The sequence below is a fragment of the Agathobaculum butyriciproducens genome (assembly GCA_003096535.1).
Classification (GTDB): Bacteria; Bacillota; Clostridia; order Oscillospirales; family Butyricicoccaceae; genus Agathobaculum; species Agathobaculum butyriciproducens.
On sequence record QEKJ01000002.1, the window covers coordinates 113773 to 137125 of the forward strand.

Here is a 23353-nt window from a genome sequence, read left to right on the forward strand (position 1 = left end):
GAGGCGCGTACTATGCAATTTTCGTTTTTCGGTGCATTAGGCAGCATTCTGGCAAGCTCGGGCTTCGCGTCCTTTGCGGAGGACCCGCGCAGCCTGATCATGATCATCATTGCATGCGTGCTGCTGTACATGGGTATCGGCAAAAAGTTTGAGCCGCTGCTGCTCGTTCCGATCGCATTCGGCATGCTGCTGGCCAACCTGCCGCTGACCGGCCTGCTCAACGCACCGGTTGACGGTTCCAGTCCCGGCATGCTGTGGGTGTTCTATCAGGGCGTCCAGCATGCGATTTATCCGTCCATCATCTTCCTCGGTATCGGTGCCATGACCGACTTCGGCCCGCTGATCGCGCGCCCGTCCTCGCTGCTGCTGGGTGCAGCGGCACAGCTCGGCATCTTCTCCGCATTTCTGCTCGCGCTTGTGCTCGGCTTCCCGGGCAAGGTTGCGGCAGCCATCGCCATCATCGGCGGTGCGGACGGCCCGACCTCCATTCTGGTCGCATCCCGTCTGGCAGCGGATTATCTGCCCGCCATCGCTATTGCGGCGTACTCGTATATGGCGCTCATACCGCTTATCCAGCCGCCGATCATGCGTCTGCTGACCACCAAGAAGGAGCGCGAGGTCAAGATGGAGCAGCTGCGTCAGGTCTCCAAGACCGAGAAGATCGTATTCCCGATCGCAGTTGCCATCATCGTTATCCTGCTGATTCCGGATACTGCTCCGCTGATCGGCATGCTCATGCTGGGCAATCTGCTGCGTGAGTGCGGCGTAACCGACCGCCTGAGCGACACCGCGCAGAACGCGCTGTGCAACATCGTCACCATCTTCCTCGGTCTGTCGGTAGGCTGCAAGGCGATTGCGTCCACCTTCCTGACCTGGGAGACCATCAAGATCATCATCCTCGGCCTGATCGCGTTCACGTTCTCGACCGTCGGCGGCCTGCTGTTCGGCAAGGTTATGTATAAGCTGACCGGCGGCAAGGTAAACCCGCTGATCGGCTCGGCCGGTGTATCTGCCGTTCCGATGGCAGCCCGCGTTTCGCAGGTTGAGGGCCAGAAGGCCAATCCGGCAAACTTCCTGCTCATGCACGCGATGGGCCCGAACGTAGCCGGTGTTATCGGCTCCGCTGTTGCCGCAGGCTTTGTCCTCAAGGTATTCGGCGCGTAAGTGCAAAGCAAAAGAACCCGAGAAATCGGGTTCTTTTTTGCTTTTTCGATGGAGAAGAATTGAAAATGGAGAATTGAGAATGGAAAATGAACGTGGAATCAGGCATTTTCCGTTGCGTTATCCGAACTGCATATTGCCTAACCGTAGGGGCGGCCAGTGGCCGCCCGTGTAACGCTACATCATATCGGTTGGTGGGCGACCACTGGTCGCCCCTACGGGTACGCGTTTGCAACTGGTTTGAAAAATTAACCCATTGCGTTAATTCTCCATTCTCCATTTTCCATTCTCAATTTTTTATGCTTTCTTGACAATTTATGTCGCCCTGTTTTATAATAAATGCAAGAAACGAACGGGTGGTCCTTATTGTGCAGGTACTAAAAGACGAACTTCGACACAAAATTCTGCTCGAATCCGAGCATTTATTCCTGCAGCGCGGGTACGACCGCACCTCACTGCAGATGATCGCGGACAAGGTAAATATCAGCAAGAGCAACCTCTACCACTACTTCAAAAACAAGGAGGAGCTGTTCTACGAGCTGACCGACAGCGCTGCAGACGGCCTGAAGCGCATGATCCTGCGCTTCCGCAGCATGCGGTTTGACCTGAACATGGACGCGCAGGAATTCCGCATGCTGCTCACCGAGGAGGTACTCTCACTGCTGCTGGCGGAGAAATACGGCCTTCTTCTTATCATGGAGCAGGCCAACGGCACTCGATATGAAAACCTGCGGCCGGTAATGATTGAGCTGATTGCGTCCAAGATCGTGCCCATGCTGGCTGACGAGGAGAACAGCCCGATGATGGCGCAGATCATGGCACGCAATCTGGTGGACGGGACGGTACATATCCTCAAGAACCGCGTTCGCCCGAGCGAGGTCCGTGCCGGACTGAATCAGCTGATCACCTATCACACACAGGGAATGCACGCGCTGCAATAGCAGCGCTGAGGCTGTCGCGAAACTACAGTTTCGCCGACAAGCAGGAACGGACCGTGGGCCGTTCCAAAGTCGTCCGAAAGTTCCTATACAGAAACTTTCTCCCTCCAGAAGTTCAAAAGGGGCGCTATCCTTGCGCGGCTTCTCGGCCGCGCTGCGCTGATACATGCTCACCCCTTTTGAGCATTTGCAGAGCAAATGCTGTTTCGTGCGCGCTGCCGCGCGAAATGCTGACTATACGACTTTTTCGACAGACTGCGCGCTGCAATAGCAGCGCGTTTTCTTTTGCCCTTAAACGGATACAAATGCGTTCTAACCGTCTCCGAATCCACATACACTGTCACAGATGAAACCTCATCAGGCAGGAGGGAAACAGCGGTGAAGGGCTTACCGGAGGAGCGCACGATCCGTCTGGCGCAGTACATGATCGAGCAGAAGGCCACCGTGCGGCAGACTGCGGCACGGTTCGGAATATCCAAGTCAACCGTACATATAGAAGTAATGAAAATGAGCGGTTCATTTGGTTAATTTGATAACGAAACCCGGAGTGCAGACATGAGGAAATGTTCGTACTCCGGGTTTACTTATGTGGGGGATTCATCGCTGAATTTGGGCTAACAGGGATTTTTAGGGATAAATATTATGGGCTTTGCATACAAGCTGGCGCCGTCCGTGCGGCGGCGTGCAGCGCGTAAGCCGACGGCACAAGATGGTGCCGAGGGCGCGGCGATAGCCGCGCCCTAAATATATGGCCCCCTTTTATCTAACAGGGGGGTGCAAATCGGAATAGATCAGCAAATTTCGCAAAACTTTGAACATAATGGGTGGCAAAACTTGCATTTCACATGATTTTAAGGCGAAAATACGGGAGTTTTTGCAAAAGCGATGTATAAACAGAATGTATTCGTGATATATGTTAGCGTTCTTCTAATTTATGTACTAAAAATATGATGCAAATAGCGTTGACATTGATAATACTTGGACATATACTATAATTATATCATTGTATGAAAAATGATAATATTAAAGGCTGGATGGAAAATTGCATGAGAGATTTCATCTTTAAGACAGAATATAAAAAACTACTTACACCAGAGGTTGTGTCCTGTCTTACACAGATTCATGAGTATAAGGGCCAGCAGAGCTTTCTTGTCAAGGTAAAAGCAGATGCACTATCAAATCTCTTGGAGAGTGCAAAAATCCAGAGTATAGAAGCATCCAACTGTATCGAAGGCATTATCACAACAGATAATCGTCTGAAAAAAATCGTAAGGGACAAGACCATCCCCAAAACTCGAAATGAGAAAGAAATCGCGGGATATCGTGATGTACTTGCAGTGATTCATGAGAGTTATGACTATATTCCGCCAAAGCCATCGGCTATTCTGCAGCTTCATCGTGATTTGTATAAATTCTGCGGAAAGACCGTTGGCGGTAGCTATAAAAGCTCAGACAACATCATTACGGCGGAACAAGAAAACAGAGGACGAGCAGTGCGTTTCCAACCTGTTTCCACATTAGAAACGCCGCAATCCATGATTGCGTTATGCGATGCGTTTCAGAACGCAAGGCAGGATGCCGAACTGGATCCACTGTTGCTTATTCCTATGTTTATTTTAGACTTCCTGTGCATTCACCCGTTCAACGATGGCAATGAACGCATGAGCAGGCTGTTGATATTATTGCTTCTGTATCGTTCCGGCTATATCGTGGGAAAGTATATCAGTATTGAAAAGCTGATTTCCGATACTAAAGAAACTTATTATGATGCTGTGCAAGCCAGCTCTTATAACTGGCATGAGGGTACTAACGATTATGTACCCTTTGTTATCTATATGCTGCGTATTTTTGTAACAGCCTATCGTGATTTTGAAGACAAAATCGAACTGCTGACTACCAAGAGGCTTTCAAAGCCTGACCGGGTACGGGAAACTATAAAAAAACATCTCGGTAAGATTACAAAGAGCGAAATCATGGCTAATTGCCCAGACATCAGCCAGATCACTGTTCAGCGAGCACTGGCAGATCTGATGAGATCGGGTGAGATTATCAAACTCAGCGGAGGTCGTTATACCTCTTACATCTGGAATAGGGAGAGAAAATAGAAATGATTACAGGCGAACTGAAAAACAAAATCGACAGCTTATGGGACATTTTTGCGGCTGGCGGATTGGTCAATCCGCTCGATGTCATTGAACAGATTACTTATCTGATGTTCATTCATGATTTGGACGATTCTGATAATCTCAGAGCGAAAGAAGCGGCTATGCTGGGGTTGCCGTATCAGAGTATTTTTGCAGATGAGATACAAGTAGGTGAGCGTACCATTGATGGTCAGCAGCTCAAATGGTCTGTGTTCCATGACTTCCCGGCTGGCAAGATGTACTCTGCTATGCAGGAATGGGTATTCCCATTCATCAAGACACTTCATACGGATAAAAACAGTGCTTATTCCAAGTATATGGACGATGCCATTTTTAAGCTGCCCACGCCGCTGCTGCTGTCCAAAGTCGTGGATTCATTGGATGAGATTTACCGCTTAATGAACGAATCGCAGGCAGTGGATGTACGCGGCGATACATATGAGTATCTGCTCAGCAAGATCAGCCAGTCCGGCCGGAACGGTCAGTTCCGTACCCCGCGTCATATCATTCGCATGATGGTGGAACTGATGGATCCGAAAGCTGATGATGTGATCTGCGACCCGGCTTGCGGCACCTCCGGTTTCCTTGTTTCTGCGGGTGAATATCTGAAAGAACATCGCAAGGAAGAAATCTTCTTCGACCGACAGAAGAAAGACCACTACATGAACCATATGTTCTTCGGCTACGATATGGATCGCACCATGTTGCGTATCGGTGCCATGAACATGATGACTCACGGTATTGACAATCCTTTTATCGAATACCGGGACAGCCTCAGTGATCAGAATCCGGACAAGGAGAAGTATTCGCTCATCCTTGCCAATCCGCCGTTCAAGGGCAGTCTGGATGCAGATACCGTTTCGGCGGACTTGCTGAAGGTCTGCAAAACCAAGAAAACCGAGCTGCTGTTTCTGGCACTCTTTCTGCGTATGCTGCGCATCGGTGGGCGCTGTGCCTGCATCGTACCGGACGGCGTATTGTTCGGCTCGTCCACGGCGCACAAAGCCATCCGAAAGGAACTGGTAGAGGGTAATCGGTTGGAAGCGGTCATCTCCATGCCGTCCGGCGTGTTCAAGCCATATGCCGGTGTTTCTACTGCAATCTTGGTCTTCACGAAGACCGGACACGGCGGCACGGATAACGTATGGTTCTATGATATGCAGGCTGACGGCTTTTCTCTCGATGATAAGCGCAGTCCGGTGCAGGATAACGATATTCCCGACATCATCGCGCGTTTCCGTAATATAGAGGGCGAAAAAGACCGTCAGCGCACGGAAAAATCCTTCTTCGTGCCCAAGACGGAAATCGCAGAAAACGGCTATGATCTGTCCATCAACAAATACAAAAAGACGGAGTATATCCCCGTGGAGTATCCGCCTACCAGTGAGATTATGGCCCAGCTGCGGAAGCTGGAGAAGCAGATTGGCACTGCGATGGATGAGCTGGATAAGATGCTGCAAGGAGAAAAATAATGACAGAAAATGATAAGCTGCAAATGTTTGAAAACCAACCGATTCGTACAGCATGGGATGAGGAACAGGAAGAATGGTACTTTTCTGTGGTGGATGTAGTTGCTGTACTTACCGATCAACCTGATAGCAGACACGCTGCGAAATATTGGAGTGTGCTTAAGACACGTCTGAAAAACGAGGGAAGTGAACTGACTACAAATTGTAGTCAGTTGAAAATGAAGGCCGCCGATGGCAAGCGCCGTCTGACCGATGTTGCAACCACTGAGCAGCTTTTACGCATCATTCAGTCGATTCCTTCAAAGAAAGCCGAGCCATTCAAAATGTGGCTGGCTATGGTCGGTCGGGAACGCATTGAGGAAATCATAGACCCAGAACTGACGATTGAGCGGGCGCTGGATACCTATGCAAAGAAGGGCTACTCTCCCGAGTGGATTAACCAACGTATGCAGACCATTCGTGCCCGTAAAGAATTGACTGATGCTTGGGATGCCCACGGTGTCAAAAAAGGAAAAGAATACGGGATTTTGACCGATGAGGTTACAAAAGCGTGGTCTGGTATGACGACTCGGCAGTATAAGAATCACAAGGGACTGAAAAAGGAAAATCTGCGGGATAACATGAGTACATTGGAGTTGGCGCTGAATATGTTAGCAGAGGCAACCACAACAGAGCTGACCAATGCACAGAATCCGCGTGGACTGGAAGAAAATCGTGCTGTTGCAAAGCAGGGCGGTAAAGTTGCAGGAAATGCCCGGAAAGAAATTGAATCGCAGACAGGGCGGCCGGTGATTACTTCTGACAACGCGCAGACAATGCTGCTTGGAAACGCCGTAGTCGAAATGATCGAGAGTGTGGCCAAAGAGGACGAAAAGAAATGACAATTCGGATTTGTGGGGATGAACGATGGCAAAATTGATTGAAATCACAGGGAAAGCCCTTTCGGGAGAATGGGGAACTGATGATGAAACGGGATGTGGAATTCCTGTACTCAGAACCACTAACTTCACAAACGAGGGCATTGTTAATTATCGTAATGTGGTTACGAGAACCATTACAAAGAAGAAAATTGCAGAAAAATATCTACGTCAAGGAGATATTATCATCGAAAAGTCAGGTGGTAGCGATAAGCAACCTGTAGGTCGAGTCATTTATTTCGATGGGCCAGATAGCACCTATTTATTCAATAATTTTACTGGTTTACTAAGAGTAAAAGATAGAAATGTATGGTATCCACGATATGTGTTTTATTCCCTTTTTTTTAATTATCGAAGAGGTGGAACAAAAGCATTCGAAAATAAAACAACTGGTCTCCACAATCTAAAAGTAGATGATTATGTGTCTCGATGTGAGGTGAGAGTAGAAAATATTCAAAAACAGGTTGCAATTTGCGAACAACTTGATCGAATTTTTGATATTATCAGAGCGCGTCAGCAGCAACTCCAAAAGCTGGATGAACTAATTAAAGCCCGATTTGTAGAACTCTTTGGGGATTTGGAAAGCAATCCTTTCGATTGGCCGGTGTGTGCCTTGAAGGAATTGGTTAGTATTGAACCACAAAATGGGTTGTATAAGCCTCAATCAGCTTATGTACAGGATGGATCAGGCTTCCCAATCGTTAGGATAGATGCCTTCTACAACGGCAGAGTTACCGACTTTTCAGCACTAAAACGTTTGGAATGTTCTGAATCCGAAGTTCAAAGATATCTGCTTCAGGAGGACGATATTGTTATTAACCGTGTGAATAGCATTGAATATTTGGGGAAATGTGCACATATTAAAGGATTACTTGAAGAAACGGTTTTTGAATCCAACATGATGCGACTTCATTTGGATGATACAGTTATGAATGCAGTTTTTGCCACGAAGTTATTGTGCTCCCAATATATGCACAAACAAATTATGATTCGAGCAAAGAAGGCAGTCAACCAGGCAAGCATTAATCAGCAGGATGTATTAAGCTTTCGTATGTTTGTTCCGCCACTTGAGCTCCAAGAGCAATTCGCGGCCTTCGTCGAACAAACCGACAAATCAAAATCTGTCGTACAGAAAGCCTTGGATGAGGCGCAGCTGCTTTTTGACAGCCTGATGCAGCAGTATTTCGGATAAAATCAATTAAACCAAGGGCAATGCGCCGGTGCAGGATGATGGTACACGGATAAAGGAGTACCATCATGGAAGAAAAGTTAGTGCATATTTTGAACGAAATGGCTGAATATCTGAGCATTTCTCAGATGAAAAAACTGCAGGAGGTACTGCTCAAGAACCTTTCTGAAGCCGAAGCACACAAAACCGAGGTATCTAACACAGAATATCTGCAAATGTTCCTCGATGCCAAGAAAATCGAAGGCTGCTCGGAACGCACACTGCAATATTACCGTGTAACGGTGGAGCACCTGCTGTGCAGCATTTCCACGCCGGTCCGCAAAATGAATACGGAGGAAATCCGCAGTTATCTTTCGGGTTATCAGCAGATCAACGGCTGTGGAAAGGTCACGGTAGATAATATCCGCCGAAATATTTCGAGCTTTTTCTCCTGGCTGGAGGAAGAAGACTACATTTTGAAAAGTCCCATGCGACGGATTCACAAAATCAAAACCAAACAGCAGGTCAAGGAGATTATTTCTGATGAAGCGATCGAGCAGCTGCGCGATCATTGTTCCTGTTCTCGAGATTTGGCTATGATTGATTTGCTGTATTCCACAGGTATTCGTGTGGGTGAACTGGTCAATCTGAATATTGCTGATGTGAATTTTGAAGCTCGAGAATGTGTGGTATTCGGCAAGGGCGACAAGGAGCGCAGAGTGTATTTCGATGCCAAAGCCAAACTGCACTTGCAAAATTATTTGAATAGCCGTTCTGACGGTAATCCGGCACTGTTTGTCACCCTTGATGCTCCCCATGATCGGTTAAAGATCAGTGGTGTGGAGGTGCGTTTGCGCACCTTGGGAAGATGTGTGAATCTGACGAAAATTCATCCACATAAGTTCCGCCGAACGATGGCAACACGCGCGATTGATAAGGGTATGCCTATCGAACAGGTGCAGAAAATCCTTGGCCATTCGCAGATTGATACCACCATGAAATACGCCATGGTCAACCAGACTAATGTGAAAACATCCCACCAGAAGTTTATCGCCTGATACAACTTCGGATTTGTGGGGATGAATGATGAAATACAGACTTGGAGAAATATGTGATGTTGTTTCTGGAGGGACTCCTTCAAGGGCAACCGCAGAATTTTGGGACGGTGGCACTATCCCGTGGATAAAAATAGGAAATATACAGAGAAAGTACGTAGATGAAGCGGATGAGTATATTACACAGGCGGGACTCGAGGGTTCGTCTGCAAAAATGCTTTCAGCTGGAACCATTCTATTTACTATTTTTGCAACGCTTGGCGAAGTAGGAATATTAACAATAGAAGCTTGCACAAATCAAGCTATTGCGGGAATTACTATTAAAAACCAGTCTGATATTTTAACAGACTATCTGTACTATTTCCTTAAATCTCAGAAGTCATGTATAGCTGCTTTGGGACGAGGAGTAGCGCAGAATAACATTAATCTTTCGATATTACGAAATTTCGAGGTGCCGATACCTGACTTGCCGATGCAAAAGCAAATAGTGGCTATACTTGATAAAACTGCGAAGGTTGTTGAAGTCCGTCAGCAGCAACTGCAGCAACTGGACGAACTGGTCAAAGCCCGATTTGTCGAATTGTTTGGTGATGGAAACCATCCGCACATAGCACTGATAGATCTTATAATTGAAGGTGCAGGGCTGTCCTACGGAATAGTGCAACCTGGCGACGATGGCACGGGAGATATGGGAGTTCTACGCCCTGTCGATATGGTAGATGGTAAGATATCGACTGCATCGATTAAGTACATTGATCGTTCTATCGGTGACGGATTCAAAAAAACCGAGCTATACGGAGATGAATTGCTTATTACCGTGAGAGGAACGACAGGAATAACTGCATTAACCGATATCCGCTTCAATGGGATGAATGTCACCCGTGGTATAGCAGTTGTCCGATATGATCGTAATAAAATCAATCCTGTGTATCTGAATGCCTATCTCAATACAGATGAGAGTCAGCGGTACATACAAGAGCATACAAGGGGTGCCACACTGCAGCAAATCAACCTATCTGATTTGCGGGTGCAGCAGATTATGGTTCCTCCATTGGCACTTCAAGAACAGATGGCGGCCTTCATCGAACAAACCGACAAATCAAAAGTTGTAGTACAAGATGAGGTCAATGGTCTTTAGCTGCTATACAATCGTTTTTTGAAAGAGGTGATTATTTATGACCAATTTTGACATTTTTGATGCCATCCCACAATTTGAATCTTTCGCTTCAGTAGCTGTCTCGGCTGAGCGTATTTTACATATCGACGCCTCTGCCTGTGTGTTGAACTGCCGCAGGGCGATGGAGTTCGCCGTGAAGTGGATGTATTCCGTGGATAAAGCACTGGTCATGCCGTATCAAGATACGCTGGTAAGCCTTATGAATACTGAGGATTTCCGTGATATTGTGGGTACGGATATCTGGCGGCGAATGGATTTTATTCGCCGTATGGGCAATAACGCCGCCCATACCGGAAAAAAGATCACCGAAGAGCAGGCGGCGCTGTGTCTGGAAAACCTCTATGTATTTCTGGATTTCGTAGCATATTGTTACGGTGAAAACTATACCGAGGGACATTTTGACCGTGATCTGTTGACACAGCCCCCCGAAATGCCTGCTGTTTCGATGCAAGGGACGACGGAGGTTGATTTGGCGGCACTCATGGCAGAGAATGCCGCACTGAAAGAAGAGCTCACTGCTCGTCGTGCCGTGCAGCAGCAGACCTATGTGCCCAAGCCCCTTGATCTGTCGGAATATAAGACACGTAAGCTGTATATCGACACTATGCTCACCGATGTGGGCTGGACTGAGGGTAAAGACTGGCGGGGCGAGGTGGAACTGCCCGGTATGCCCAATAAGAGTGAGGTGGGATATGCGGACTATGTACTCTACGGCGATGATGGCCGTCCATTGGCGGTGGTGGAGGCTAAGCGCACTTGCGTAGATGTCGCTAAAGGACGACAGCAGGCAAAATTGTATGCTGATCTGCTGGAAAAGGAGTACCACCGTCGTCCGGTCATCTTTCTGACGAACGGCTTTGAGACGCGCATTACTGATAACATCTATCCGGAACGCAGGTGCGCTGCAATTTATTCCAAGCGAGATTTGGAAAAGCTGTTTAATCTCCAGAGTATGCGAACAAGCCTGAAAAACATTATGGTGAACCGCAGCATTGCAGGGCGCTACTATCAGGAGGGTGCAATCAAAGCAACCTGTGATGCCTTTGCGCGCAATCGCCGCAAGGCTCTGCTGGTTATGGCTACCGGTTCCGGCAAGACGAGAACTGTTATCGCTCTGTGTGATGTATTGCTTCAGCACGGCTGGGTGAAGAATATCCTCTTTCTGGCCGACCGTAACAGTCTGGTGACACAAGCTAAACGCAGCTTTGTGAATCTATTGCCCGATCTCTCTGTCACCAATCTCTGTGAGGAGAAGGACAACTATACCGCTCATTGTGTCTTTTCCACCTATCAGACCATGTACAATGTCATTGACAGCGTGCAGGATGAGGCGGGCAAGCTCTTTACCTGCGGCCACTTTGATTTGGTGATCTGCGATGAGGCACACCGCTCGGTTTATAACAAGTACCGGGATATTTTCAACTATTTTGATGCGCCGTTAGTGGGTCTGACCGCTACCCCTAAAGACGAAATCGACAAGAATACTTATGAAATTTTTGAGTTGGAAAACGGCGTCCCTACTTATGGCTATGAACTGGCGCAAGCGGTGAAGGACGGCTATTTGGTGGATTTCCTATCTGTGGAAACAAAGCTGAAATTCATTGAGCAGGGCATTGTTTACGACGAGCTTTCCGACGAGGACAAGGCGGCTTATGAAGACACCTTTGAAGACGAAAACGGAGAGTTACCAGAGCGTATTGCGGCCGCTGCACTGAATGAGTGGATTTTTAACGAAGATACCATTCGGCAAGTGTTGCATACGCTGATATCTAACGGCCTGACTATCGACTACGGCAATAAACTTGGTAAAACCATTATATTTGCAAAGAACCATACCCACGCGGAGAAAATTCTTGAGGTTTTTAATCGTGAGTATCCGTACTTACCCGGCTTTGCCAAGGTCATCGATAATTATATGACCTATGCTCAAAGTGCAATCGACGAGTTTTCTGACCCGAAGAAGCTGCCGCAAATCGCCATTTCTGTGGATATGCTGGATACTGGCATTGATGTGCCGGAAATATTGAATCTGGTATTCTTCAAAAAAGTCATGAGTAAGGCAAAGTTCTGGCAGATGATCGGCCGCGGCACGCGCCTATGCCCCAGTTTGATTGACGGTAAAGATAAGGACAAGTTTTATATTTTTGATTTCTGCGGCAACTTTGAGTTCTTCCGCATGAATAAGGGAAAAGCAACCGCTAATATGATTGCGCTGCAAGGCGCGATTTTCCACCTGAAAGCCCAAATAGCTTTTAAATTACAAGATTTAGCTTATCAAACAGCAGATTTGATTGATTTCCGTAAGACACTTGTGAGTGATATGGTGCGCAAGGTGCGGGAGCTGAACCGTGAAAATTTCGCTGTCCGTCAGCATTTGAAGTATGTAGAGTTGTACAGCAATCAGGATAGTTACAATGCTCTGACCTATGAGGATACACTGTTCATGGAGCAAGAGCTTGCACCGCTTATTATGCCGGAGGAGGACGATGCTAAGGCGTTACGGTTTGATGCGCTTATGTATGGCATTGAACTTGCTTACCTTGTTGGGAAGAAATATGGTAAGGCAAGAAGCGATCTGTTCAAAAAAGTATCCGCTGTGGCGTCTGTTGCCAATATTCCTGAAATCATGGCGCAGTCTGAGTTGCTTGACAAGATTCTGCACACGGACTATGTAGAAAGGGCAGGAATCAACGAGTTTGAGCATATCAGGGAAAATTTGCGCGATCTCATTAAGTACATTCCAATCAGCAGGGTGCGCTATGACACCAATTTTGATGATGAAATCCTATCCATGGAATGGAATGAGTCGGAGTTGGAAAACGATGACTTGAAGAATTACAAGGCAAAGGCGGAATTCTATGTGCGCCAGCATATGGATAACGCCGCTATCTCAAAACTCAAGGGTAATGTACCGCTGACGGTGGAGGATGTTCAGGATTTAGAGAAGATTCTCTGGAACGAGGTCGGCACCAAGCAAGACTATGAGGCTGAGTACGGACAAAAGCCATTAGGTGAGTTCGTCCGAGAAATCGTAGGACTGGATATGAACGCCGCCAAAGAAGCCTTTGCACAGTATCTGAATGATGCAAGCCTTGACAGCAGACAGATTTACTTTGTGAACCAGATTGTAGAGTATATTGTTCACAATGGCATGATGAAAGATTTGTCTGTCTTGCAAGAAACGCCATTTACTGACCAGGGCAGTATCGTGGAGGTGTTTACGGATTTGTCTGTGTGGATGGGGATTCGGCAGACGATTGAAAAGATCAATGCCAATGCAGTTGCAGCGTAACTTAGGAAAGAATTATATAAACCTTTTGAAAAGCAAGTAATATGTTAAACAGCTGGGTAAGGGCCGTAGGAATTTCCTTGTCAAGCTGGATTTGCACTATCAAAACATTCCGGAGCGCATAGCCAAATTTCTGGCTGTGCGTTCCGTTTTTCTGTGTTGATTATGCTTTGTAAAATTTTATAAAAAGTCTTGTCGTTTTTTGCAGGTGTTCACTGACCGTTTTTCTCTGGAGTATAGTGGGGGGATATACTTTCTCGAAAAACATGGTTTCCATGGTCTAATAATTCGGGGGATATAGTGGAGGGAAAGAGGTATTTTACAGCTTGCCAGTAAGATTATAGACGTATTGTATAAATACTGACATTTGATTTTGTGCATGATTAAAAATATTTTTTGAAAACGTGCTTTTAGGGGTATTCACTGGTCTGTTTTTTCGGGGGTATAGTAGAGGGGTAAATAGTTTTTACGCTCTCTTGGTGATTTCTCTCTCTGCTCGCCGCCGCGAGAATGGTGAGGGGGTGCAACCCGGCTGTGTGTAACTGCCGTAGGGAGTATACACAACCGGGTAGGGGGGAGAGGAAAGACGCGAGCGGCGCGGATTTCGTTCCTCTCCCCCTAATCTCGAAAGCGATTTTCACCAGTGTTTTGATAAGATATAAGCATATAGCACAGAAATAGAAACTGAATTTTGTGCAGAAATAAAAATATTTTTTCAAAATGTGCTTTTAGGGTGTTCCACTGGCCTATTTTTTCGGGATGTATAGTAGAGGGGGAAATATTTTCGTTGTTCCTTGACAACAGAATACTCAGGCATCAGGTACAAATTCGGCGCGGAGAGCTGCAGCGGAAAGCTGCGAACTGCGGGTGGCTCCCGTCATGGCAATGACCCGCGCAGAAGATAATGATACTCCCGACCAGTCACAGTCCGAGCGTGAAAAGCGTCGCAGGCAATGAGGTCGGACAACGGATAGGTGAAATTCCTGTGGAATCGGTACGCCGCCGATCGCTTGATGCTTCCTACAGTCGGGGGAGAGATCGAATAGGCTGACAGTAACAGTATAAATCATTATAAAACCTGAAGAATACGGATTCTTCAGCGTGTATTCTTCAGGCTTTGCATTTCCGGAGGTGTCCCATGTAAGTTTACTCATACAAACAGACCGCGAAAGCACCCGATGGATTCCGGTGGTAGTTCCCGACTTGTACGCATAGAAATATACCAGTAGCAGGAGAGGAACAGGAGGTGATTGATCGGCGGTGAGAAAGCAAAAGCTGAATTATCGGTTTCACGACCCGAATCCAAGGGCAGTGACCGCTGATTACTTACTGAAAATTTTCATGGAAGCGAATGAAAACAAGGTACAGAGAGCAATTGAAAACGCCGCAGATATAGCCGACAGCGAAGAAAGGGGACACTCTACATAAAGAGTGCCCTTTTTGACTGTTGTAAAAATAATTATTCTGCGTTAATATATAAATAGAAGATGTAACAGAATGACTTTATTTTAATGGAGAGGTTTACTATGAACATAGCTGCATATTGCCGTGTTTCCACGGACAAGGCCGACCAGCTTAACAGCTTAGAAACACAAAAGGAGTTTTTCTCAGAGTATACACAGCGCACAGGTGATACTTTAGTGCGTCTGTATGCTGACGAGGGTATTTCGGGTACAAAGATCAAAAACCGCAAGGAATTTCTTCGTATGATGGCAGATGCAGAACACGGTCTGTTTGATATGGTCGTGGTAAAGGATATTTCACGGTTTGCACGAAATACGGTCGATCTCCTGCAGAATGTTCGTAAACTGAAAGCGCTGGGAATCGAAACGCAGTTTTTGACTGCCAACATGACCAGCATGGGCAACAGCGAGTTCGTGCTCACGATTTTCGGTGCGCTGGCACAGGAGGAAAGCGCAAACACCTCTAAGCGTATCAAATTCGGCAAAAAAATAAACGCGGAAAAGGGCCGCGTGCCGAATATCGTGTATGGCTATGATAAGATCATCGGTGATTATTTCAACTTGAAGATCAACGAGAAAGAAGCGGAAGTCATTCAGCAGATGTACCGCTGGTATGTTGAGGATGGCTATGGTGCGGCTAAAATATCACAGTTTTTGAATGAGCGCGACTGGCGTACCAAACGCAACTGCAAATGGAGCCAGAACGGCGTGTGTCGTGTTTTGACGAATGAGCTATACACGGGCAAGATCATCAACGGAAAGCAGGAGATCGCAGATTTCCTGACCGGACGGCGTGCCGAAAAGGATGAAACTGAGTGGAGCGTCGTAGAGCGTCCGGAACTGCGTATTATCGAGCCGGAACTGTTTGAACGGGCACAGCAGATCATGCAGTCGCGCGGCAAGGCGTTCAAGGTGGACAGAGAACGACAGAGCAACAAGTATCTGTTTTCGACGCTGATAAAATGCAAAGAGTGTGGATGGTCGTTCCGCCGCACAGTCCGCACCTATAAGAATACCTATGTCCGCTGGGTGTGCTCGGGGCATAATGGACGCGGCGCAGACAGTTGCCCAAACGCAGTAACAGTCGATGAGGACGAATTGATCGAGACGCTTCAGCACTATTTTGCATCTGTGCTGAAGGAAAAGAAAAACGTCATTCGCTATGTGGTCAGAGAATTTCAGCGTGTATACAAAGCGAAAGATGAAAACCTGAATTATGAGAAGGAGTTGAACACAAAGCTGGACAAGCTGAAGAAAACACGGCAGAAGTACATGGATATGTATACAGACGATCTGATATCCCGCGAGGAATTGAATGATAAGATTGGCGGCATGAAAGTGGAGATCGAGCGGCTGGAAAACGAGTTGAAGATGGTGTCCTATCATCTGACAAAAGGAGAGCAGCTGGAAAACATTCTGCATCGCACCTTTCAGGAGATTGAGGATATTACCGATGTACGGGAAATGACAAATGCACAGCTGAAACGACTGATTCAGAAGATCGTGGTAGATAAAGACGGAAACGTGGATATTTATCTGCGTTTGATGGGTGATTTGGGGCTGGATGAAACCGTTCTGATTAACCACGACCGTACATAAGGATATCACAACGCGCCTGCAAAAGCTGAATACCGAGCTGTATGAGCGCGTACAGACCGTTCTGCAGGTGAACAAGCAGGAGCGGCATATACGCGGCGGCAGAGCAACACAGGCGAAATACCGCGCCGAAGCGGCGCAGCGACGCGGTGAAAAATAAAAAAACCGACTTTCCAAGCGGAAAGTCGGCAAACAGAAGCAGCGTGACAGTGTTGCTCTATAAAGGCTTAAAGCAGGCCGAGCTCATGCGCGCAATCGCTGCAGACATTCTTACCCTTGAAGTGGATAATGTCCTTTGCGTTACCGCAGAATACGCAGGACGGCTCGTACTTCTTGAGGACAATATGATCGCCGTCAACGTAGATTTCCAGAGCGTCCTTTACTTCGATGCCCATAGTGCGGCGCAGCTCAATCGGGAGCACGATGCGACCAAGTTCATCAACCTTACGAACAATACCGGTGGATTTCATTTTCAACACACTCCATTTCTTTATCATAAAAAATGTATTACCAAATCCCACTCACTCGGGATGTTGGACGGAAGGGGGGAACACGATATGCTGTCCGTTATCTGGACGGTGTTCCTTTGTATGGCGCTGCTATGCGGTGCGGTCACGGGCAGGCTGGCAGAGGTTACGGCAGCGGTACCCACAGGGGCTTCGGAAGCGATCACGCTGGCGATCAGTATCACCGGGCTGATGTGCTTCTGGAGCGGTGTGATGGAGCTGCTGCAGGCTTCCGGACTGGCAGAGCGGCTGTCCCGTCTGATGGCACCTGTTCTGCGTCCCTTGTTCGGAAGCGCATCGCAGGATAAACAGGCGATGGAAGCAGTAAGCGCCAATGTAACGGCAAATTTGCTGGGGTTATCCAACGCGGCAACGCCGTTGGGATTGCGTGCGTCAGAGCGGCTGTATGTTCTTGCAGGGCGACGCGGAGCGCCGGATACCGTGTTGACGCTGATCGTGCTGAACGCAACCTCAATTCAGCTGATTCCGTCTACGGTGGCGGCGGTTCGTGCGGCTTGCGGAGCACACGCGCCATTTGATATTATGCTGCCGGTGTGGGGAGCTTCTGCGGCTTCCGTTGCGGCGGTGCTGCTCAGCAGCAAGCTGCTGCGTCCTTTTTTTCCGGATGGGGAATAGCGGGACAGGTAAGTGCGCCTTACAAGTAGTATTATCACACATGAAAAGCAAGAAATTTGTCGAATAAGCAAACAATTCTCAAAAAATTTCCAAACGAGGGAAATAATACAAGGAGGGAGATTGTTGCAGATTTTGCAGAACGCGCTCATTCCGGCACTTTTGGCGGGAATCAGCCTGTATGCGCTGTGCAAAGGCGTGGACGTATTTCCAACTTTTCTGCGCGGTGCAGCCGTCGGTTTGAAAACCGCGGTGCAGATACTGCCTGTTATGGTCGGGATGCTGACAGTCGTGTTCATGCTGCGCGCCTCAGGTGCCGTTGATATTGCGGCAAGCGTACTCGCGCCCGCACTGCGTATACTGGGCATACCGAAAGAATGCACAGCCCTGACCCTGCTGAAGCCGATCAGCGGAGGAGGAGGACTGGCGATGGGCAGTGAAATTATACGACGCTGCGGACCGGACAGCTATGCCGGACGCGTGGCCGCAGTGATGCTGGGAGCCTCGGAAACCAGCCTGTACACAATCAGCGTGTACAGCGGGCACCTTGGTTTAAATCGAACCAGATATGCTGTATTTGCGGCATTGTGCGGTGATGTGGCAGCATTTACCGCCTCTGCAGCATTGGTTAGATTATATTTCCCATACAGTTAATATTATATCGTGTATGTTAAAAAATTACCATAGCTTATGTCAAAAATTAGCGAATTAAATAAACATTACTTGTATTCTTTGTGCAATATGCAAAAAATACAGGCTGAGAAGATAAAAAGCATCTATGCCGAAGCACAGATGCTTTTCATATTGCAAAGCGATTACTTCTTTACGATTTCCTTGCCGAAAGGACCATCATAGTCGAAGAAGCCCTTGCCGGTCTTAACGCCCAGCCAGCCGGCACGAACCATCTGACGCATCAGCGGATGCGGACGGTACTTCGGGTCGCCGGTCTCGCGGTACAGCGTCTCCATGATTGCGAGGTTTACATCGTGGCCAACAAGGTCAGCGGTGTGCAGCGGGCCGGACTTCATGCCTGCGCCAAGCTGCATAGCAATGTCGACATCAGCAGGGGAAGCGATGCCATCAGCAACGATACCCATTGCCTCGTTCATCATCGGGATCAGGATGCGGTTTACAACGAAACCGGGACCTTCCTTAACGGCAATCGGGGTCTTGCCCAGGGATGCCATCAAGTCAAATGCGGTCTGGAAGGTTTCGTCCGAAGTCTGGATCGCGCGGGTAACCTCAACCAGCTTCATGATCTGAGCCGGGTTGAAGAAGTGGCAGCCGATGAACTTGTCCGAACGCTGCGGGATGCAGGCAGCCATCTCGGTGATGGACAGACCGGAAGTGTTGGAAGCGAAGATGGTGTGAGCGGGGCAAATCTTGTCCAGATCCTCCAGCAGGTCCTTCTTCAGATCCATGCGCTCCAGAATAACTTCCATGACGAAGTCAGCATTGGCAGCGTCCTTGCGGTCAACCGAGGTCTTGAGGGAAGCAAGCAGCTCGTCCTTGCGCTCTGCGGTCATCTTGCCCTTGCTTACGAGGAACTCGTAATCGTGTGTGATAACGGTCTTGCCGCGCTCGGTGAACTCCGGCTTGATGTCGATCATGGTAACGTCATGACCTGCGTTCAGGAATACCTCAGTGATGCGTGCGCCCATGTTGCCAGCGCCGAATACACAAACTTTCATGCTAAAATTAACCTCTCTCTCTCACTCTTTGCGGATGGATGAACAGGTATTGCGAATATTGATTAGTCAAAACCGCACAATCCGGTTTTGAATTGTGCGGTTCTGCTGTCTCAATGCTTACTTATTCTTGAATTCCTTAGCCGGCTTGTCGCGGTTCTTGTCCAGGAAGTAAGCCATGCCGTACTTCTGATCCTCGGTAGCGAAGCACTGTGCGAAGCAGTTGCCCTCGAACTTCAGAGCGGAGTTCAGGTCGGTCTGCATGCCAACGTTTACAGCTTCCTTAACCAGGGAAACAGCGATCGGAGCCTGAGCAGCGATCTCCTCGGCCAGCTTTACAGCCTCGTCGAGCAGGTTTTCCAGCGGATATACGTAGTTAACCAGGCCCATGTTCAGAGCGTCCTGAGCGGTGTAGTTAGCGCGAGCAGTGTACAGCATTTCCTTAGCCTTGCCTGCGCCTACGAGGCGAGCCAGACGCTGGGTGCCGCCGCAGCCCGGGGTGATGCCCAGACCAACTTCAGGCTGACCGAAGGAAGCGTTCTCGGAAGCGAGACGGATGTCGCAGGACATAGCCAGCTCGCAGCCGCCGCCGAGGCAGAAGCCGTTGATGGCAGCGATAACCGGACGCTTGAAGTTCTCGATCTTCCAGCAAACGCGGTTGGACTCGTTGCCGAACAGCTTGCCCTCTGCACAGGTCTTGGTAGCCATCTCGGAGATGTCAGCGCCTGCAACGAAGGAGTTAACGGTCTTGCCCTTCTTGTTAACGGTGGAAGAACCGGTCAGAACTACTGCATAAACGTTGTCCAGATCCTTAGCCAGCTCGTCGAATGCCTCTTCCAGCTGTGCGTACATGTCGGTGGACAGAGCGTTCATAGCCTTCATGTGCTCGATCTTAACGATCGCAACATGACCCTTTTTTTCGATTACTACGTCAGTCATTTTTAAGACTTCCTTTCAGAATATGTGCTATGAGCGTAAAACGCTCAAAAGCAATCTCCGTTCGGAGATTACCAAACATCCAAAGGATGTTTGCAGTCAAAATAGAACAGAAGCGTGCTTCTGTTCGTAAAAACCCGCGACATGCGCGTGGGTTTTTACACCCCGACCCAGCCGCCGTGGGCGGCGTCGTTCGGGTATCCAAAATCAGTTTCTACGGAACTGATTTTGGTATATAGGGGGCTTTTGAAGCCCCCTATAGCAAGATTTACTTGCAGAGCTCGTCGCGCTCAACGATGATAGCTTCGCCCATACCGCCGCCGATACACATGGTAGCCAGACCGATGGTCAGGTCGCGCTTGATCATTTCGTAGATCAGGGTGGTGGTGATGCGGCAGCCGGCTGCACCGATCGGGTGACCCAGAGCGATTGCGCCGCCGTTTACGTTAACCTTGTCCATATCAAAGCCAAGCTCACGGTTAACAGCAGCAGCCTGTGCAGCAAATGCCTCGTTGGACTCGATCAGGTCGAGGTCAGCAACGGTCAGACCTGCGCGGGACAGAGCCTGACGGGTGGACTCGATCGGGCCTACGCCCATGATGGACGGATCGCAGCCTACAGAGCCCCAGGCACGAACCTTAGCCAGCGGCTTGAGACCGTTTGCCTTAACGAACTCCTCGGAAGCGATGATCATTGCAGCGCCTGCATCGTTGATGCCGGAAGCGTTGCCTGCGGTTACGGTGCCGTCCTTCTTGAATGCCGGGCGCAGCTTGCCGAGGATCTCCAGAGTGGTGTTCGGCTTTACATGCTCGTCGGTATCAAAGATAACGGTTTCCTTCTTCTTCTTAACTTCGATCGGAACGATCTCGTCCTTGAAGCGGCCGTTAGCGATGGCAGCAGCAGCCTTCTGCTGGGAAGCGAGAGCGATCTCGTCCTGCATCTCGCGGGTGATGCCGTACTTTTCAGCTACGTTTTCTGCAGTGATGCCCATGTGGTACTGGTTGAATACATCAAATACGCCGTCGTATACCATCATGTCGACCAGCTTCTTGTCGCCCATGCGAGCACCCCAGCGGGTATCGCGGGAGATGTACGGAGCACCGGACATAGACTCGCAGCCGCCTACCAGCATCATCTTGTTCTCGCCGGAACGGATGATCTGGGTGCCGAGGGAGATGGCACGCATGGAGGAAGCGCAAACCTTGTTCAGGGTCATAGCCGGGGTGGTGATCGGCAGACCGGACTTCAGGCAAACCTGACGTGCTACGTTCTGGCCTACGCCGCCCTGCAGTACCTGACCGAACAGAACCTCGTCGATTGCTTCCTTGTCAACGCCTGCACGCTCGATAGCTGCCTTTGCAGCAGCGGTGCCAAGCTCGGAGGAGTGTACATCGCGGAGGGTGCCGCCGTAAGTGCCGATTGCAGTACGGGCAGCGGAACAGATGTAAACGTTCATTTAGCTGTTTCTCCTTTTCTACTGATGCGGCGAAAAAACTATGCCGCCGCATGGTGATGGAAACTCGATTTTCTTGAGTTCGTTAATATTTTATCAAACCATTCGGCAGAATGCAAGGGAAACTGGTCGATTCTGTAAAATTATATGAAAAGGCCGGTTTCCGTTTGCATAATCTGCACAAATAGAATTGATCAGTCGTTAGCCAGACCCATCAGCTCGTCACGGAAGATGCGAGCGTCCATGGTCTTGATCTCGTCAGCCATCTTCGGAACGAATTCCATCTGGTCGAGGATCTGGGTCTGCAGGTCGATGCCCGGAGCGATCTCGGTCAGGGTAACGCCTTCCGGACGCAGCTCAAATACGCAGCGCTCGGTGATGTACAGAACCGGCTGATGTACCTCGTTAGCGTAATCGCCGGAGAAGGTGATGTGCTCAACCTGCTTAACGAACTTCTTCTTAGCGCCTTCCTGGGTGATAACGAGCTTGCCGTCCTTGCACTCAGTCTTGAGGCCCTTTGCAGTGAAGGTGCCGCAGTAAACAACCTTCTTGGCGTTCTGGGTGATGTCGATGAAGCCGCCTGCACCTGCCAGACGGGTGCCGAACTTGGATACGTTCAGGTCGCCGTTCGGAGCAGTCTCAGCCAGGCCGAGGAATGCAACGTCAAGGCCGCCGCCCTGATAGAAGTCGAACTGTACGTTGTGCGGGATGATGCACTGTGCGTTAGCAGCAGCGCCGAACTGGGTGCCGCCGTACGGTACACCTGCGATGGAGCCTGCCTCAACGGTCAGGGTCATCTTGTCGGAGATGCCTTCTTCAGCAGCTACGTTAGCGATCTTCTCCGGTGCGCCGGTGCCGAGGTTTACGATAGCGTCCTGCGGCAGCTCCATAGCAGCGCGGCGGGCGATGATCTTCTTAGCGTCCATCGGGATCGGCGGGATAGCGTCAACCGGGATGCGGAACTCGCCGGTCAGCGCGCCGTCGTACGGCATGCCGAGGCACTGCATGTTCTCCTCCTCGGTGCCGACTACAACAGAGTCAACATAGATGCCCGGGATAGCAACCAGCTTCGGGTCCAGAGAGCCGCCCTGTACGATCTTCTCAACCTGAACGATTACCTTGCCGCCGGAGTTCTTGCAGGCCTGAGCCATAGCAGTTACGTCCAGAGGACCGATCTCACGATGTACGGTGCAGTTGCCGTACTCATCGCAGTAGGAAGCACGCAGGAATACAACGTTGATCGGGAAGCCCTTGTACAGCAGGCGCTCCTGACCCTCGATGTTAACGATCTTTACCAGATCTTCCTTGGTAACGTCGTTCAGCTTGCCGCCGCCGTTGCGCGGGTCAGCGAAGGTCTTCAGGCCAACGTGAGTGATGGTGCCGATGTTGTGAGCAGCGATATCGCGGTACATGTGCGAGATAACGCCCTGCGGCAGGTTGTAAGCCTCGATCTTGTTGTTCAGAGCCAGCTCGCCGAGCTTCGGAGCACGGTCCCAGTGGCCGCCGATAACGCGCTTAACCATGCCTTCATGGCCGTAATGGTCACCGCCGGTGCCATCGCGGTGGCCCTGACCGGCTGCAAAGAACAGGGTCAGGTTCTGCGGGTGGCCGGTCTCAAGAAAACGCTTCTCGAGAGCCTTGGACAGGGTCTCCGGGCAAGCACAGGATACGAAACCGCCGGTAGCAATGGTATCGCCGTCCTGAACCTTCAGAGCAGCTTCCTCCGGGGTGATGATGCTTACTTTCTTCATGTTTATCAA

General features: G+C 49.2%; 20 protein-coding genes. 14 read left to right on the top strand and 6 right to left on the bottom strand.

All coding sequences use genetic code 11. The annotated features are described in order from the left end of the window. The first annotated feature begins 12 nt into the window (after positions 1 to 12). The 10 genes from C7386_RS03185 to C7386_RS03230 all read left to right on the top strand — a co-directional run bounded on the left by C7386_RS03185 (position 13) and on the right by C7386_RS03230 (position 13321). A complete protein-coding gene (locus tag C7386_RS03185) occupies positions 13 to 1164 on the top strand; it encodes a sodium ion-translocating decarboxylase subunit beta (protein ID WP_110437381.1) in 1152 nt (383 codons plus the stop codon). A 365-nt stretch (positions 1165 to 1529) separates the two neighbouring features. After that, the gene (locus tag C7386_RS03190) at positions 1530 to 2102 is read left to right on the top strand and encodes a TetR/AcrR family transcriptional regulator (protein WP_158557297.1); all 573 of its coding nucleotides are present in this window, start codon (positions 1530 to 1532) and stop codon (positions 2100 to 2102) included. A gap of 375 nt (positions 2103 to 2477) precedes the next feature. Further along, complete coding sequence (locus C7386_RS03195) at positions 2478 to 2627, top strand: sporulation transcriptional regulator SpoIIID (RefSeq protein ID WP_110437383.1); 150 nt, start codon at positions 2478 to 2480, stop codon at positions 2625 to 2627. 479 nt (positions 2628 to 3106) lie between these two features. Then, the gene (locus tag C7386_RS03200) at positions 3107 to 4204 is read left to right on the top strand and encodes a Fic family protein (protein ID WP_367575338.1); all 1098 of its coding nucleotides are present in this window, start codon (positions 3107 to 3109) and stop codon (positions 4202 to 4204) included. Positions 4205 to 4206: 2 nt separating this feature from the next. Next, entirely contained in the window at positions 4207 to 5715 is a 1509-nt protein-coding gene (locus C7386_RS03205) for a type I restriction-modification system subunit M (RefSeq protein ID WP_116704841.1), read from the top strand. After that, positions 5715 to 6593 carry a BRO-N domain-containing protein gene (locus C7386_RS03210; protein ID WP_110437386.1) on the top strand — a complete coding sequence of 293 codons (879 nt, stop codon included), beginning with the start codon at positions 5715 to 5717 and terminating at the stop codon, positions 6591 to 6593. Before C7386_RS03205 ends, C7386_RS03210 begins: the two co-directional genes overlap by 1 nt. 25 nt (positions 6594 to 6618) lie before the next feature. Further along, positions 6619 to 7821 carry a restriction endonuclease subunit S gene (locus tag C7386_RS03215; RefSeq protein WP_116704842.1) on the top strand — a complete coding sequence of 401 codons (1203 nt, stop codon included), beginning with the start codon at positions 6619 to 6621 and terminating at the stop codon, positions 7819 to 7821. Between the two features lie 65 nt (positions 7822 to 7886). Then, positions 7887 to 8855, top strand: coding sequence for a site-specific tyrosine recombinase/integron integrase (xerA, locus tag C7386_RS03220; RefSeq protein ID WP_110437388.1), 969 nt, complete (start codon positions 7887 to 7889; stop codon positions 8853 to 8855). Between the two features lie 25 nt (positions 8856 to 8880). Further along, positions 8881 to 9990, top strand: coding sequence for a restriction endonuclease subunit S (locus C7386_RS03225; protein ID WP_110437389.1), 1110 nt, complete (start codon positions 8881 to 8883; stop codon positions 9988 to 9990). 37 nt (positions 9991 to 10027) lie between these two features. Beyond that, complete coding sequence (locus C7386_RS03230) at positions 10028 to 13321, top strand: DEAD/DEAH box helicase family protein (RefSeq protein WP_110437390.1); 3294 nt, start codon at positions 10028 to 10030, stop codon at positions 13319 to 13321. Positions 13322 to 14127: 806 nt separating this feature from the next. Here the strand turns inward: C7386_RS03230 and C7386_RS13375 are convergent. Continuing rightward, entirely contained in the window at positions 14128 to 14472 is a 345-nt protein-coding gene (locus C7386_RS13375) for a hypothetical protein (RefSeq protein WP_147357632.1), read from the bottom strand. A 372-nt stretch (positions 14473 to 14844) separates the two neighbouring features. Between C7386_RS13375 and C7386_RS03235 the strand changes: the two genes are divergently transcribed. Together C7386_RS03235 and C7386_RS03240 are read left to right on the top strand one after the other, a co-directional pair. After that, positions 14845 to 16380: a recombinase family protein gene (locus C7386_RS03235; RefSeq protein WP_110437391.1), complete on the top strand. Its 1536-nt coding sequence runs from the start codon at positions 14845 to 14847 to the stop codon at positions 16378 to 16380. 37 nt (positions 16381 to 16417) lie between these two features. Continuing rightward, complete coding sequence (locus C7386_RS03240; protein ID WP_227109737.1) at positions 16418 to 16537, top strand: sporulation transcriptional regulator SpoIIID; 120 nt, start codon at positions 16418 to 16420, stop codon at positions 16535 to 16537. A gap of 67 nt (positions 16538 to 16604) precedes the next feature. Here the strand turns inward: C7386_RS03240 and C7386_RS03245 are convergent, their stop codons facing one another. After that, entirely contained in the window at positions 16605 to 16847 is a 243-nt protein-coding gene (locus C7386_RS03245) for an AbrB/MazE/SpoVT family DNA-binding domain-containing protein (RefSeq protein ID WP_110437393.1), read from the bottom strand. Between the two features lie 87 nt (positions 16848 to 16934). Between C7386_RS03245 and C7386_RS03250 the strand changes: the two genes are divergently transcribed. Then, entirely contained in the window at positions 16935 to 17519 is a 585-nt protein-coding gene (locus tag C7386_RS03250) for a nucleoside recognition domain-containing protein (RefSeq protein ID WP_110437394.1), read from the top strand. A 123-nt stretch (positions 17520 to 17642) separates the two neighbouring features. Continuing rightward, positions 17643 to 18170 (top strand): spore maturation protein, encoded by a 528-nt coding sequence (locus C7386_RS03255; RefSeq protein ID WP_318261175.1) that lies wholly within the window; start codon positions 17643 to 17645, stop codon positions 18168 to 18170. Between the two features lie 161 nt (positions 18171 to 18331). On the opposite strand, the gene C7386_RS03260 is transcribed toward C7386_RS03255, so the two are convergent. From C7386_RS03260 to C7386_RS03275, 4 genes are all read right to left on the bottom strand, one after another. After that, a complete protein-coding gene (locus C7386_RS03260; protein WP_110437395.1) occupies positions 18332 to 19207 on the bottom strand; it encodes a 3-hydroxyacyl-CoA dehydrogenase family protein in 876 nt (291 codons plus the stop codon). Positions 19208 to 19324: 117 nt separating this feature from the next. Continuing rightward, positions 19325 to 20143 (bottom strand): enoyl-CoA hydratase-related protein, encoded by an 819-nt coding sequence (locus C7386_RS03265; protein ID WP_110437396.1) that lies wholly within the window; start codon positions 20141 to 20143, stop codon positions 19325 to 19327. A gap of 265 nt (positions 20144 to 20408) precedes the next feature. Beyond that, entirely contained in the window at positions 20409 to 21596 is a 1188-nt protein-coding gene (locus C7386_RS03270) for an acetyl-CoA C-acetyltransferase (protein WP_110437397.1), read from the bottom strand. A gap of 191 nt (positions 21597 to 21787) precedes the next feature. After that, complete coding sequence (locus C7386_RS03275; RefSeq protein WP_110437398.1) at positions 21788 to 23344, bottom strand: acyl CoA:acetate/3-ketoacid CoA transferase; 1557 nt, start codon at positions 23342 to 23344, stop codon at positions 21788 to 21790. Positions 23345 to 23353 lie beyond the last annotated feature (9 nt).